At 36.3% G+C, this 13,105-nt stretch carries 16 protein-coding genes and 1 other RNA gene; 16 read left to right on the forward strand and 1 reads right to left on the reverse strand.

Annotated features, from left to right (window positions below; genetic code table 11):
* From ffs to tsaD, 14 genes are all read left to right on the forward strand, one after another.
* Window positions 1-97: signal recognition particle sRNA small type (gene ffs, locus JUD45_RS03625), an RNA gene on the forward strand.
* Between the two features lie 124 nt (window positions 98-221).
* Window positions 222-2,027 (forward strand): DNA polymerase III subunit gamma/tau, encoded by a 1,806-nt coding sequence (gene dnaX, locus JUD45_RS03630; RefSeq protein WP_138727007.1) that lies wholly within the window; start codon window positions 222-224, stop codon window positions 2,025-2,027.
* A 15-nt stretch (window positions 2,028-2,042) separates the two neighbouring features.
* Entirely contained in the window at window positions 2,043-2,360 is a 318-nt protein-coding gene (locus tag JUD45_RS03635) for a YbaB/EbfC family nucleoid-associated protein (RefSeq protein WP_034531912.1), read from the forward strand.
* 21 nt (window positions 2,361-2,381) lie between these two features.
* Window positions 2,382-2,981, forward strand: a complete 600-nt coding sequence (gene recR / locus JUD45_RS03640) for a recombination mediator RecR (protein ID WP_034531913.1) — start codon at window positions 2,382-2,384, stop codon at window positions 2,979-2,981.
* 12 nt (window positions 2,982-2,993) lie between these two features.
* On the forward strand, window positions 2,994-3,242 hold the full coding sequence (locus JUD45_RS03645) for a YaaL family protein (protein WP_034531914.1): 249 nt from the start codon (window positions 2,994-2,996) through the stop codon (window positions 3,240-3,242).
* A 108-nt stretch (window positions 3,243-3,350) separates the two neighbouring features.
* Window positions 3,351-3,995: a dTMP kinase gene (gene tmk, locus JUD45_RS03650; protein WP_138727006.1), complete on the forward strand. Its 645-nt coding sequence runs from the start codon at window positions 3,351-3,353 to the stop codon at window positions 3,993-3,995.
* A gap of 14 nt (window positions 3,996-4,009) precedes the next feature.
* Window positions 4,010-4,336, forward strand: coding sequence for a cyclic di-AMP receptor DarA (gene darA, locus JUD45_RS03655; RefSeq protein WP_034531916.1), 327 nt, complete (start codon window positions 4,010-4,012; stop codon window positions 4,334-4,336).
* A gap of 12 nt (window positions 4,337-4,348) precedes the next feature.
* The gene (gene holB, locus JUD45_RS03660) at window positions 4,349-5,359 is read left to right on the forward strand and encodes a DNA polymerase III subunit delta' (RefSeq protein WP_138727005.1); all 1,011 of its coding nucleotides are present in this window, start codon (window positions 4,349-4,351) and stop codon (window positions 5,357-5,359) included.
* 15 nt (window positions 5,360-5,374) lie between these two features.
* Complete coding sequence (locus tag JUD45_RS03665) at window positions 5,375-5,710, forward strand: DNA replication initiation control protein YabA (RefSeq protein ID WP_138727004.1); 336 nt, start codon at window positions 5,375-5,377, stop codon at window positions 5,708-5,710.
* 15 nt (window positions 5,711-5,725) lie between these two features.
* Entirely contained in the window at window positions 5,726-6,604 is an 879-nt protein-coding gene (gene rsmI / locus JUD45_RS03670; RefSeq protein WP_138727003.1) for a 16S rRNA (cytidine(1402)-2'-O)-methyltransferase, read from the forward strand.
* Between the two features lie 12 nt (window positions 6,605-6,616).
* Window positions 6,617-7,375 (forward strand): acyl-[acyl-carrier-protein] thioesterase, encoded by a 759-nt coding sequence (locus JUD45_RS03675; protein WP_053791546.1) that lies wholly within the window; start codon window positions 6,617-6,619, stop codon window positions 7,373-7,375.
* A 111-nt stretch (window positions 7,376-7,486) separates the two neighbouring features.
* On the forward strand, window positions 7,487-8,215 hold the full coding sequence (gene tsaB, locus JUD45_RS03680) for a tRNA (adenosine(37)-N6)-threonylcarbamoyltransferase complex dimerization subunit type 1 TsaB (protein ID WP_138727002.1): 729 nt from the start codon (window positions 7,487-7,489) through the stop codon (window positions 8,213-8,215).
* The gene (gene rimI, locus JUD45_RS03685; protein ID WP_138727001.1) at window positions 8,196-8,795 is read left to right on the forward strand and encodes a ribosomal protein S18-alanine N-acetyltransferase; all 600 of its coding nucleotides are present in this window, start codon (window positions 8,196-8,198) and stop codon (window positions 8,793-8,795) included. Before tsaB ends, rimI begins: the two co-directional genes overlap by 20 nt.
* On the forward strand, window positions 8,795-9,841 hold the full coding sequence (gene tsaD / locus JUD45_RS03690) for a tRNA (adenosine(37)-N6)-threonylcarbamoyltransferase complex transferase subunit TsaD (RefSeq protein ID WP_138727000.1): 1,047 nt from the start codon (window positions 8,795-8,797) through the stop codon (window positions 9,839-9,841). Before rimI ends, tsaD begins: the two co-directional genes overlap by 1 nt.
* A 37-nt stretch (window positions 9,842-9,878) precedes the next feature.
* On the opposite strand, the gene JUD45_RS03695 is transcribed toward tsaD, so the two are convergent.
* Entirely contained in the window at window positions 9,879-11,825 is a 1,947-nt protein-coding gene (locus tag JUD45_RS03695; protein WP_138726999.1) for an ABC-F family ATP-binding cassette domain-containing protein, read from the reverse strand.
* A gap of 166 nt (window positions 11,826-11,991) precedes the next feature.
* On the opposite strand from JUD45_RS03695, the gene JUD45_RS03700 reads away from it, so the two are divergent.
* Window positions 11,992-12,627 carry a redox-sensing transcriptional repressor Rex gene (locus JUD45_RS03700; protein ID WP_034532012.1) on the forward strand — a complete coding sequence of 212 codons (636 nt, stop codon included), beginning with the start codon at window positions 11,992-11,994 and terminating at the stop codon, window positions 12,625-12,627.
* 167 nt (window positions 12,628-12,794) lie between these two features.
* Window positions 12,795-13,079 carry a co-chaperone GroES gene (groES, locus tag JUD45_RS03705; RefSeq protein ID WP_034531925.1) on the forward strand — a complete coding sequence of 95 codons (285 nt, stop codon included), beginning with the start codon at window positions 12,795-12,797 and terminating at the stop codon, window positions 13,077-13,079.
* Window positions 13,080-13,105 lie beyond the last annotated feature (26 nt).

Genomic DNA, 13,105 nt, shown 5'->3' on the forward strand with positions numbered 1-13,105 from the left:
CGCAAGGCCTTGAAGCAAAGTTGTGTTTACGAACCGTGTCAGATCCGAGAGGAAGCAGCACTAAGTATTCTACGCTTGTGCTTCTTGTTTTTTATACAAATAAACTCCTAGTCAAATGCTGGCTAGGAGATTTTTTTATCTATGATGTAAAAACGATAATGGAATAATTATTGAATAGAATATATAATGTAAGTAACTAGTTTTTTGAAAGGAAGTTTTCCATGAGTTACCAAGCTTTATACCGTGTATGGAGACCGCAACGTTTTGACGATGTGATTGGTCAAGATGTTATTACCACCACATTGAAAAATGCGATTGTCACCAATCAATTGAGTCATGCTTATTTATTTGCAGGTCCTAGGGGAACTGGAAAAACTTCCGCTGCGAAAATTTTGGCAAAGGCAATTAACTGTCCAAACCAAAAAGATGGGGAACCCTGCAACGAATGTGAAATTTGTGAAAGCATTACAAACGGAACACTAAATGATGTTATCGAAATTGATGCAGCCTCAAACAATGGGGTTGAAGAAATTAGGGATGTTAGAGATAAGGCGAAGTATGCGCCAACTCAAGCAACCTACAAAGTATACATTATTGATGAAGTTCATATGCTATCAACAGGGGCTTTCAATGCATTACTAAAGACATTGGAAGAACCACCTGCACACGTTATTTTCATTTTAGCCACAACCGAACCACAAAAGATTCCGGCTACCATCATTTCGCGTGTTCAACGTTTTGATTTCAAACGAATCACCGCAAATGACATTTTAGGTAGAATGGAATTCATCTTAAATGATAAAAAGATTGATTATGATGACAAGGCACTAAAGGTAATCGCCAAAGCCGCAGAAGGTGGGATGCGTGATGCCCTAAGTATTTTGGATCAAGTATTATCATTTGGGTTCGATAAGGTCACTTACGAAAATGCATTGCAAGTAACTGGTAGCGTGACCAAATCATTACTATCAAAATATTTAACTAATGTTGTGAACCACGATGTTAAGGATGCGCTATCCGATGTCAGACAAATGCTAGAATCTGGTAAAGATGCAGCTAGATTTGTCGAAGACTTAATCAAGTACTGCCAAGACATCTTGTTATACCAACAATCACCTGAAATGGTCGAAGAATCAGAACTAGGTGTGATTGATGAAGAGTTCAAGCAACTAACATCAATTGTGGATGCGCAAAGAGTTTACCGTATGATTGTCGATTTAAACGACATTCAAAACCAAATGAGATACACAATGCATCCCGATGTTTATTTAGATGTATTGACCGTTAAGTTATCCACTGATAGCCAACAAGATGCTAGTCAAGCACAACCACAGACTGTTGTACAAACTGCAAGTGCTTCAAACGTCGATAATCAATTGGTTCAACAATTGAAGGATCAAGTAGCTAGTTTACAAAAACAAGTCGAAGAACTAACCAAGAATGGAGTTGCTGCTAATAACGGTAGTAATTCCGCTAGCGAACCTGATAGAAGACCGGCTGCCAAGAAGCCATCAGGTAGCTTAAGCAATGCTAGGGTTAACCTAACTAAGATTTATCCAGTCTTGGATAACGCCACTCGTCAAGATTTAACCAACATTCAAAATATTTGGGATGAATTATTGAGTGGATTAGACGTAACCAAACGAGCATTGATGAATGTTTCTAAACCAGTGGCTGCTAGTCACGATGGTGTGGTTGTTTCATTCGAATATCCATTCCTATTCCAAAAGGCAAGTACCGATGAGGAACTACAAGATGCCCTTGGTAATGGATTAGATAGAATTTTGAGCTACGTTCCTGACTTTGTATTCATTCCTGCTGAACAATGGCCTGAAATCAGAAAGGGTTACATTGTTGCCCAAAAGAATAGTGGAAAAGAAGTTAGAGAAGAATCTGAAAATTCAAGTGTTGAAAATTCGGACCAAAACGATGATAATAATAATGAAAAACAAGACAATGAACCCAAAATAGTTAAACAAGCAACACAACTTTTTGGTGAAGATATAATAGATGTAAAAGATGATTAAGGAGCTGTTATAGTTATGATGAACGGAATGAACATGGGAAAGATGATGAAACAAGTTAAGCAACTACAAAAACAAATGGGTGCTGAACAAGAACAAATTAACAACACTGAATTTGTTGGTAAGGCCCCTGAAGACATGGTAGTTGTTACTTTCTCAGGTGACCGTAAGATGAAGGACATGAAGATTAAACCCGAAGCATTGGATCCAGAAGACCCAGACATGACTTCAGATTTAGTAATCAGTGCCGTAAACGATGCACTTGCACAAATTGAAAAGACTACTCAAGATTCAATGGGTAAGTACACTAAGGGAATGGGAATTCCAGGAATGTAATTTAAATAAAGAAGGTTAATTATGCAATATCCTGAACCAATTGCTAAGTTGATCGACAGTTTTATGCGTCTACCAGGGATTGGGCATAAGACAGCGATTAGACTGGCATATTTCGTAGTTGATATGAACAAAGATGACGTTGCTAAGTTCTCTTCAGCATTGAAGGAAACAAAGGACAAGTTGATGTATTGTTCAATTTGCGGAAATTTAACTGATGAAGATCCATGTGTTATTTGTCGAGACAAGACGAGAGATCAATCGACTGTCTTGGTTGTTGAACAACCAAGAGACATCATGGTAATGGAAAAAATGAAAGATTATCATGGTTTATATCATGTATTAAATGGTGTCTTATCTCCAATCGAGGGAAAAGGACCAGAAGATTTAAATATTAAAAGCCTGATTAAACGTTTACAAAGCGATGAAGCAATTAAAGAAATTATCATTGCCACAAACGCTACTCCTGAAGGAGAAGCAACTGCAATGTATCTATCACGTTTAGTTAAGCCAGCCGGAATTAAAGTAACTAGATTAGCACATGGTTTATCAGTTGGTAGTGATATCGAATATGCTGATGAAATGACGCTTTCTAGAGCCGTTTCTGGTCGAACTGAAATGTAGGAGTGAATACTGATGTTAGGATTTTCAAGATTTTCACACAACGTAGGAAAACAATATGATGAATTTCTATTGGATTCTATCGATCGTGCTAAGTACCAATGGGATCAAGCTACTGAAACCCAAGAAGCAATTTATGAAGTTGATGGGGAAATTGTTGCCCAAACTCGTTTAGCTCGTGAAAAATATTTATTTTTATATCGAGAAGCAAGAGAAAGAAAAGTTTCCAACAATCGTATTCAATCTTCTGTTATTGATTACTAAAGGTGTCTTTATTCTTTGGAATAAGACGCTTTTTCTTTGTTGTTTATTTGTTGAAACGAATAAATTAAAGTACAATGAGATAGAAAGATGAAAGTAGGGGTATAGTATATGGCTGGAAAATTTATCACATTCGAAGGCACAGATGGTGCGGGGAAAACAACCATCTTAAACATGGTATTAGATTACTTAAAGGAAGAGATGAGCGATAAATTGGTTACCAGCAGAGAACCTGGAGGTAACCCAATCGCTGAAAGTATTCGTGAAGTTATTCTGGACCGTAAAAATGTTGATATGGATAAACGAACTGAGGCATTGTTATATGCAGCGGCGCGTCGCCAAAATATTGAACAAACAGTGAAACCAGCAATTGCGGATAACAAGTTAGTTATTTGTGATCGTTACCTTGATAGCTCAATTGCTTATCAAGGTGGGGGTAGAGAAATTGGTGAAGATGCAATTAATCAAATGAACCAATTTGCCACTGAAGGTTTCTTGCCAGACCTTACTATCTACTTTAATCTTCCAGTAGAAGAAGGATTAAAGCGTATTGCTAAAAATAGGGCTGAAGAGGAAGTTGATCGATTGGACGTTGAAACAATTGACTTTCATAATCGAGTTCATGCAGCATACCAACGTTTAGCAAAAGCAAATCCAAAGCGTATCAAATCAGTTGATGCAACACAATCAATTGATGATGTATATCAAAATGTTTTAGAAATTTTGCAACCATATTTAAATGAATTTAAAAAATAGGGACGTGATTTTGAATGAAACTTTTAATTGTAATTGTGCAAAATAAAGATGCTAATAAACTACAAAATGCATTTGCTAAGAATAATGTTCATCAAACCAAATTATCAACGACTGGCGGTTTCCTAAAATCAGGAAATACTACCTTTATGATTGGGATTGAAGATGAACGAGTAAATGATGTTTTAGATATTATCAAAAAGGTTTCAAGTAAGCGTGAACAATACATGACACCTCCAGTGAACTTGGATGGTGGAGTTTCAGATTCATCATATCCAGTTAAGATTGAAGTAGGTGGCGCTACTGTAATGGAAATGCCAATGGATAATTTTTATCGATTCTAATGGGGGAAGAACATGACCGAAAATCAAGTGATTGCAGAGACTGAAAAAAAGCAAAAACCACTGATGAACCAATTTTTACAAGTGGTGAACAATCACGAATTATCCCATTCCTACCTATTCAATGGTGAAGAAGGGGTCGGAAAGTTATCATTAGCGTTGTTTATAACAATGAGAATGTTTTGTAAGAACGTTTCCGATGATTCAATGCCCTGTGGACATTGTGATGAATGTCGTAGAATCGCAGAACAACAACATCCAGATGTTGTAATCATTAAACCAGAAGGATTGAGTATCAAGGTTGATCAAATCAGATACTTAAAATCTGAATTTTCTAAAAGTGGTTTAGAAGGAAACCAAAAGTTCTTCATTGTTTGTGATGCTGAAAAGATGACTACAGGAGCAGCAAACAGCTTGTTAAAGTTTATTGAAGAACCTGTAGCTAATATAGTTTCGTTTCTACTAACTACCAATAAGAACTTAATACTACCAACCATTATCTCAAGAACTCAGGTGGTTGATTTAAATCCGTTAAATACTAAAATGTTTAACGAGGAATTAACTAATCTAGGAGTGATTCCCAGTCAGTTTAAAATCATTAAACGACTAACCAATCAAATGTCGACTGTCCAAGAATGGCAGGAAGATGAATGGCTAACTAAGGTGATTTCTGCAATTAGTCAGTGGTTTAGTATGCTGGTACAAAGGGATAATACTTCATTCGTTCTGGTACAAAGTAATATTATGCCGTTAGTTAGTGATAGTAGTAAACGCCAAGTAATTATTGATATGCTGCTCTCAATATTTGAAGATGTTTTAGATGCTAAGTATACTGGAAGTAAGGATTACAACTTCCCAAAGCAAGCCCAAAATATTGAACAATTGAGCCAAAGCATCAATGAGGCTAAATTAATTCAAATTATGGAAGTAATCTTGAATTGTAATAATCAAATGGCAGTAAACGTTAGTTTCCAAAATATATTAGAGGCTACTACATTAAAAATTATGAAAATACTAAATAGTTAAATGGGGTGAAATTGTTTGGAGAAACGTGAATTATACGATGGAATTCAGGATTTAGAATCACAAACTGAATTGATGTTGAGCCAATTTGCTGAAGTTCGAAAAGCATTAACTGAAGTAATGGAAGAAAATGCAGAACTAAGAATTGAAAATCAACATTTACATGATTTCATCAATGAACAAAAAGAAAATGTGGAAAGCGATAATAAGAAGAGTAGACCACGTTCATCTAAATCTCGTGAAAACTTGGAACACTTATTTAACGAAGGATTCCATGTCTGCATCGAGTTTTATGGATCACATCGTGAAAACGATGAAAGTTGTATTTTCTGTAATGAAATCTTAAATCGTTAATCTGGAGGAGTCCAAGTGCAAGAACAACATAGCTTTACCGCTAACCAAGATAAAGGAATATTATATCTAGTTCCAACACCAATCGGAAACCTAGATGATATGACTTTTCGTGCAATTAAGACACTTAAAGAAGTTGATTTAATTGCTGCGGAAAACCCTAGTCATACACAACAATTACTAAATCATTTTGAGATTGATACCAAGAAAATCAGTTTTAGAGAAGATAACAAAGGCTACCGTATTGATGAATTGGTACAAACTTTAAATGAAGGTCAAAATGTTGCTCAAGTTAGTGACGCGGGGATGCCATCAATTAGTGATCCTGGTCAAGAACTAGTGAAAGCATGTGTTGATAATGATATTAATGTTGTGCCACTTCCCGGAGCAAATGCTGGATTAACAGCGCTAATTGCTTCCGGACTGGTTCCACAACCATTTTATTTCTTTGGATTTTTAAATCGAAAGAATAGTGATCAGATTAGCGAACTAGAGGAACTTAACCAACATAGTGAAACGTTGATTTTCTATGAAGCTCCTCATCGTTTGAACAAGACTCTTAAGAATATGCAAAAGGTATTCGGTTCCGACCGCCAAGCGGTATTGTGCAGGGAACTAACCAAGAAGTTCGAAGAATTCGACCGTGGTAGCATTTCTGAACTAATCGAATGGACCGAAGCAAATCAAATTCGTGGTGAGTTCGTGGTAATTGTTGATGGTAATAAAAATGCCACCCAAGAAAACCAGGAACAAGATGAGTTGGCTGGATTATCCATACAAGAACAAGTTGACTTGTTTATTGGTAAGGGCATGAAGACCAATGCAGCAATCAAAGAGGTTGCTAAGTTACACAAAGTTAAAAAACAAGAGATTTACAATATCTATCACGAAATCTAGGAGTGAATAATAATGGAAAACCAACCAACTGTTTTTAGTGAAAAACATCGAGTTACCTACTATGAAGCTGATTTTACTCGTCGTATGACCATTGCGATGATGCTAGATGTTATTATTTTAGCTTCTGAAGACCATAGTGATAAGCTTGGTGTCGGTGCTGAATTTGTCCGCCAGTTCGGAGTTACTTGGGTTGTTATTCAATACGATGTTCATATTAACCGTATGCCAGTGGTTGATGAAAATATCACCATTAACACTAAATCAAAGTCATACAACAAGTACTTTGCCTACCGTGAATTCACCATTGAAAGTGAATCCGGTGAAGTGTTAATGCACATGACTGGTCTATGGGCAGCAATGAACTACAAGGAAAGAAAGATTGCTTCGATTCCAAAGGAAACAGTGGAACCATTTGGTGCTGAAAAGGTTAACCAAGTTCCTAAGATGCCTAAACCACAAAAGGTTCAATATAACGAAGAAACTAAACAAAGCTTCCGCGTAAGATATACAGATATTGATTCAAACCAACACGTAAACAATGCTCATTACATGGATTGGATGGTAAACGTCTTACCAGCTGACTTCTTGACCAACCATACGCCAACTCATTTCTTATTAAGATACGAAAATGAAGTTAAATATGGTTCAACCGTAGAAAGCTACTACGACATGGAAGAACAAGAAGATGGTTCAATTTTAACTAAGCATGAAATTATGAGTGGCGACAGTCATTCTGCAATTGCCAACATTACTTGGCGCAAAAATGATTAAATATTTCTGGGTGTGTTCATTTTTATTATGGAGACACCTATTTTTTTGTTATAATTTATTTTAGAATTATTACGTATATTAATAAAGTTATTAGGGAGACGGAAAAACAGGATGAAAGTATTGTCTTTAGATACATCCAATCGACAACTAACTGTTGCTATTTTGGATGACAATCAAATATTAGCGACAGAAACAACTACTGTTCATCAAAAGCATGCGGAATATTTACTTCCAATTATTGATGAACTAATGAAAAAGGTGGACTTAATACCATCTGACTTACAAAGAGTTGTTGTGGCAGACGGTCCAGGATCATACACTGGAATCAGAATTGCGACTGCTACAGCTAAAACTTTGGCATACACTTTAGAAATTGAACTAGTTGGTGTATCAAGTTTGCAGACTCTAGCGCTAAACATTAAGCAAGAAGGCAGTCTGGTAATGCCAATTTTTGACGCTAGAAACAATAACGTTTTTTCTGGACTTTACGAAATTAAGAATGGCATTCCAGAAAACGTCTTAGAGGATTGTCATACTGACTTTGATAAATGGTTAGACAGAATCGATAGCAAAGATAAGACTGTATATGCTGTCGGTACCGACGCACCACATTTTGAAGATGCATTGAAGAAGAAGTTCGATGACAAAGTTATTTTTACTGATAGTTTTGATAACTTGCCACAAGCTGCTAGATTAGGTTTATATGGCCAAACATTAGAACCTGTAAAAGACATTCATGCATTTGTACCAAGATATTTACGTTTGACTAAAGCTGAAGCAGATTGGAAACAAAATCATCCCGGGGAAGAAGTTACTTCATATGTTGAAAAAGTTAATTAATTGGTATCAGAAAAAACTTGTGAATACCGCGCACCTAATGAAAAAGGAACACTTAAATATCAAGAACCATATCGTAAAGATTAATGGCGATAAGTTTTACTTGGCTAAAGCAATGGTTACCGATATTCCAGAAATGGTTGATATCGAACGTGACGTCTACGATGGTAAGGCACCATGGACTGACGAAGCATTTTTACCTGAGCTAAAGCCACGCTTGGATCGTTTTTATTTACTATTACGTCAAGAAGATGAACTAGTTGCCTTTATTGGTAGTTCTTTAAACGATAAACAAGGTGACTGTCATATTTCAAACGTTGCTGTAAAACCAGAGTACCAAGAGCGAGGATTAGGTTACTTCCTAATTGCTAAGATTATCAAGAAGGCTCGTCAGTTGAATTACAAGACTGTTTCTTTGGAAGTAAGAATTAGTAACGTAAAAGCTCAAAGATTGTATTCTGACTTAGGGTTCAAACAAGTTGGTGTAAAGAAGGATTACTACGACGGTGATCACGAAGATGCCGTTGATATGGTTTTAGATTTAAGTCTATACGAAACTATTCCAAATAACTTTGGAATTTAATGAAACGAGGTTTTTTTGTGCAACCACATATAATTATGTCTTTTGAATCTAGTTGTGATGAAACTAGTGTGGCCATTATCGAAGATGGCGAAAAAATATTATCAAACGTTGTTGCAACGCAAATCAATAGTCACAAGCGATTTGGTGGAGTGGTTCCAGAAGTCGCAAGTAGACATCACATTGAACAAATTACTATCTGTGTTGAAGATGCAATGAAACAAGCTGATGTTTCATACGATGACATCGACGCAATCGCTGTGACATATGGTCCCGGGTTAGTTGGAGCACTATTAATTGGTGTTACTGCTGCCAAGACCATTGCATGGGCTCATAATATCCCATTAATTCCTGTTAACCATATTGCCGGTCACATCTTGGCTAGTCGTTTTGTTACCAAGATTAACTATCCAGCTTTGGCATTAGTTGTTTCCGGTGGCCATACTGAATTAGTCTTAATGAAAGAAGAGGGCGACTTTAAGATTATCGGTGAAACTAGGGATGACGCTGCTGGTGAAGCATACGATAAGGTTGGTCGAGTGTTGGGAATTAACTACCCAGCCGGCCCTAAAGTTGATGCAATGGCAGCCGAAGGTAAGGATGCCTTTGACTTCCCACGTGCGATGGAAAAAGAAGATAACTTCGACTTTTCATTCAGTGGATTAAAGAGTGCGTTTCTAAACACTACTCACCATGCTGATCAAATTCATGAAGAATTGGATAAGAACGATTTGGCGGCTAGTTTCCAAAGTGCCGTCGTTGATGTTTTAGTCGATAAGACCACTAGAGCATTACAAGACTATCCAGTTTCTCAATTAATCTTGGCTGGTGGAGTTGCCGCTAATAAGGGGCTTCGCAGTGCTTTAGAAGAGGCGATTGATAAGATTGATACAACTGAATTAATCAAGGTACCAAACAAACTTTGTGGTGATAACGCCGCAATGATAGGTGCAGCCGGATACGTCATGGCAAAGAAAAATGTCTTTGCTGGCGTTGACTTGAATGCTGATCCAAGTTTGGAATTTGACCTTTTAGAAGATGAAGAATAAAAAAAGATGAATCCGTTTTGGATTCATCTTTTTTATTTTATTCAAGTTCCATCATTGCATTTTCCCAATTGGTTTCAATCTCTTCAATCTTTGCGTTGATATCGGTTAGTTTAGCTTGTAAATCATTAAGTTTTCCAATGTCATTTAAGTTTTCAGGTTTAACCATTTCTGCTTCAATGGCTGTTTTATCCTTTTGAGCATCGTCAAGTTGTGATTCCAAATCCTCAACTTGACGTTTTAGTTTTCTTTGCTGCTTTTGCAACTCTTTGTTAGCAATGAATTCTTTTTGATTTTGTGACTTTGGCTTTGTATCGAAAACATCTTCAGTCTTAGCTTGTTCTTCTTTTTTGTGTTCCTCAATGGCCGCTTGTTCTTCCTTCTTTTCAACATAATAGTTGTAGTTACCAAGGAATAGTTCACTACCATCAGGGGATAGTTCAACGATTTGGGTGGCTAACTTATTGATGAAGTATCTATCGTGAGATACGAATAAAATGGTCCCATCAAAGTTGATTAATGCATTTTCCAACACTTCACGACTATCGATGTCCAAATGGTTGGTAGGTTCATCCAGGATTAAAAAGTTATCGTGATTCATTGATAACTTAGTTAAGACTAGTCGGGCTTTTTCACCACCAGAAAGATTACCGACCACTTTTTCAACGTCTTCACCAGAGAACAAGAAACTACCTAGAATTGAACGAATACGTTGTTCAGGATAAGTAGGATAGTCGTCCCAAATTTCATTTAAGACAGTCTTGTTAGGGTGTAAGTTATCTTGATGTTGATCGTAGTATCCGATTTGGACGCCGGTACCTCGTTCAATCTTACCAGATTGTAGTGGTAATTGCTTCATGATGGTCTTTAGCAATGTTGATTTACCAATTCCGTTTGGTCCGATTAATGCGACAGCTTGATTACGTTTAACATCAATATTGATGTTTTTAGATAGAATCTGATGATCATATCCGATTGCGGCATCACGCACATTTAAAACGACGTTTCCGCTTTGCTTTTCAGGCGTAAATGAAAGACGTGCTGATTTATCATCGCGCGTTGGTGCGGCGATTTTTTCCATTTTCTCCAACTGAGTTCGTCTGGATTGAGCTCGTTTGGTAGTGGATGCACGGACGATATTTTTATCAACAAAATCTTTCATCTCTTTGATTTTCTTTTGTTGTTTTTCGTATTCCTTTAGTTGATGTTGGTAATTAAGTTGCTTTTGTTCAACATAACTAGAGTAGTTCCCCACATAATGGGTCATGTGACCTTGTGTTAAATCGTAGACTTGATCGACAATCTTATCCATGAAGAAACGGTCATGGGAAATTATTAGAAGGGCACCATGATAACTCTTTAGATAATCTTCCAACCAACTGATGGTCTTAACATCAATATGGTTGGTAGGTTCGTCTAGAATTAATAGGTCCTTCTTTTGTAGAAGTAATTTCGCCATTGCTAGTTGGGTTTGTTGACCACCAGACAATTCGCTAATCTTATGGTCGTACATTTCCTCACCAAAGCCAAAACCGTTTAGCACAGCTTTGATTTCAGCTTGATAAGAAAAACCATTCTTAGCAGAAAACTCAGCTTGAAGTTGATCATAAGTTTGTGAAACTTCGTCTAGCTTATCTGGATCCGAGTTAATGTTTGGATCGGCCATTTTGTTTTCGTATTCGTGAATTTTATTTTCTAAAGCGATTAAATCAGCAAAAACATTGGTCATTTCTTCAATGATGGTGGCATCAGAAGTAAGGCCAGTATTTTGGGCTAAGTACCCAATTGTGATACCTTTTTTGGTGGTGACTTCGCCTTCATCGATTGGTTCATCGCCCAAAATCATTTTCACTAAGGTTGACTTACCAGCACCGTTTCTACCAACCAAGGCAACTTTACTGTTTTCTTCGATACTCAAGTTAACGCTTGTGAAAAGATCTTGCCCACCAAATCTCTTTGTCATTTTATTTGCTTGTAAAATAATCATAAAATTCACCTCCTAATTATCTTGTTTTATCAGTAATATTCACTATTTTAGCATATTATCCCCGATAAATTAAAATGTTCAATCTTTTTTAGTAGATGATAATATTTTCACAAACTTTGTTTTTATGATAGAATACATAAATGTTATGAAAGATTCGGGAGGGAACATTTTGGATATTAAAATTCCTAGGGCAACGGCTAAAAGATTGCCTATGTATTATCGATATCTTAGCGGTTTACATGACGCGAAAATAAAGAGAATATCCTCTAGTACTTTTGCTGAAGCAGTTCAAGTTGATTCAGCAACCATTAGAAGAGATTTATCTTATTTTGGAGCTCTTGGAAAACGTGGATATGGATACGAAGTTGATAATTTATTAGACTTCTTCAAGAAGATTCTAAATCAAGATCACTTAACAAATGTTGCATTAGTCGGTTTAGGTAATTTGGGTCAAGCCTTACTACACTTTAATTTTCATAAAGATAGTAACGTAAGAATCTCAGCTGCCTTTGATATTCATGACGACATGATTAACACTGTTCAAAGTGGTGTACCAGTATACGATGTTAAAGACTTACAAGAACAATTAAGAGATCAACAAATTGAAGTAGTTATTTTTACTGTTCCAGCAACCGTAGTTCAAGATTTGTGTGATGAAGCCGTAAAGGGTGGAGCAAAAGGTATCATGAACTTTACTTCAAAACGTTTATCAGTTCCCAAAAATGTCAGAGTACAAAACGTTGATTTAACTAACGAATTACAAACATTAATTTACTTCATTGAACACTATGAAGGTGAATAGGAAAGATGAGCCATTGGCCCATCTTTTTTTGTAGGATTATATCGTGTAGGGTTTAAAATTCTTGCATATGAATCTAAAAAATAATATATTATTTATAGTGATTAGCACTTATAATAAATGACTGCTAATACTGATAAAAGACATTAAAAAAAGTGAGGTCAAGCAAAATGTTAAAACCATTGGGTGATCGTGTAATTATTGAAGCACAAGAAGCTAAAGAAGAAACAGTTGGAGGCATTGTGTTAGCAAATAATGCTAAAGAAAAGCCACAAACTGGTAAAGTTGTTGCCGTTGGAAACGGTAGAGTTTTAGACAATGGCCAAACTGTTACACCAGAAGTTAAGAAGGGTGACGAAGTTGTTTATGACAAGTATTCAGGTACTTCAGTAGACTACGATGGTCAAAAATATTTAGTACTAAAAGAAAGCGACATTTTAGCAGTCGTTGAATAAAAAGAAAAACTTATTATGGGGTGAAT

Source organism: Apilactobacillus nanyangensis, assembly GCF_016861915.1.
Classification (GTDB): Bacteria; Bacillota; Bacilli; order Lactobacillales; family Lactobacillaceae; genus Apilactobacillus; species Apilactobacillus nanyangensis.

What these genes read in the sequence shown, in the direction of transcription:
- dnaX (WP_138727007.1), top strand. Translation starts at nt 222, where the DNA reads ATGAGTTACCAAGCTTTATACCGTGTATGGAGACCGCAACGTTTTGAC.
- JUD45_RS03635 (WP_034531912.1), top strand. Translation starts at nt 2,043, where the DNA reads ATGATGAACGGAATGAACATGGGAAAGATGATGAAACAAGTTAAGCAA.
- recR (WP_034531913.1), top strand. Translation starts at nt 2,382, where the DNA reads ATGCAATATCCTGAACCAATTGCTAAGTTGATCGACAGTTTTATGCGT.
- JUD45_RS03645 (WP_034531914.1), top strand. Translation starts at nt 2,994, where the DNA reads ATGTTAGGATTTTCAAGATTTTCACACAACGTAGGAAAACAATATGAT.
- tmk (WP_138727006.1), top strand. Translation starts at nt 3,351, where the DNA reads ATGGCTGGAAAATTTATCACATTCGAAGGCACAGATGGTGCGGGGAAA.
- darA (WP_034531916.1), top strand. Translation starts at nt 4,010, where the DNA reads ATGAAACTTTTAATTGTAATTGTGCAAAATAAAGATGCTAATAAACTA.
- holB (WP_138727005.1), top strand. Translation starts at nt 4,349, where the DNA reads ATGACCGAAAATCAAGTGATTGCAGAGACTGAAAAAAAGCAAAAACCA.
- JUD45_RS03675 (WP_053791546.1), top strand. Translation starts at nt 6,617, where the DNA reads ATGGAAAACCAACCAACTGTTTTTAGTGAAAAACATCGAGTTACCTAC.
- tsaB (WP_138727002.1), top strand. Translation starts at nt 7,487, where the DNA reads ATGAAAGTATTGTCTTTAGATACATCCAATCGACAACTAACTGTTGCT.
- rimI (WP_138727001.1), top strand. Translation starts at nt 8,196, where the DNA reads ATGTTGAAAAAGTTAATTAATTGGTATCAGAAAAAACTTGTGAATACC.
- tsaD (WP_138727000.1), top strand. Translation starts at nt 8,795, where the DNA reads ATGAAACGAGGTTTTTTTGTGCAACCACATATAATTATGTCTTTTGAA.
- JUD45_RS03695 (WP_138726999.1), bottom strand. Translation starts at nt 11,825, where the DNA reads ATGATTATTTTACAAGCAAATAAAATGACAAAGAGATTTGGTGGGCAA.
- groES (WP_034531925.1), top strand. Translation starts at nt 12,795, where the DNA reads ATGTTAAAACCATTGGGTGATCGTGTAATTATTGAAGCACAAGAAGCT.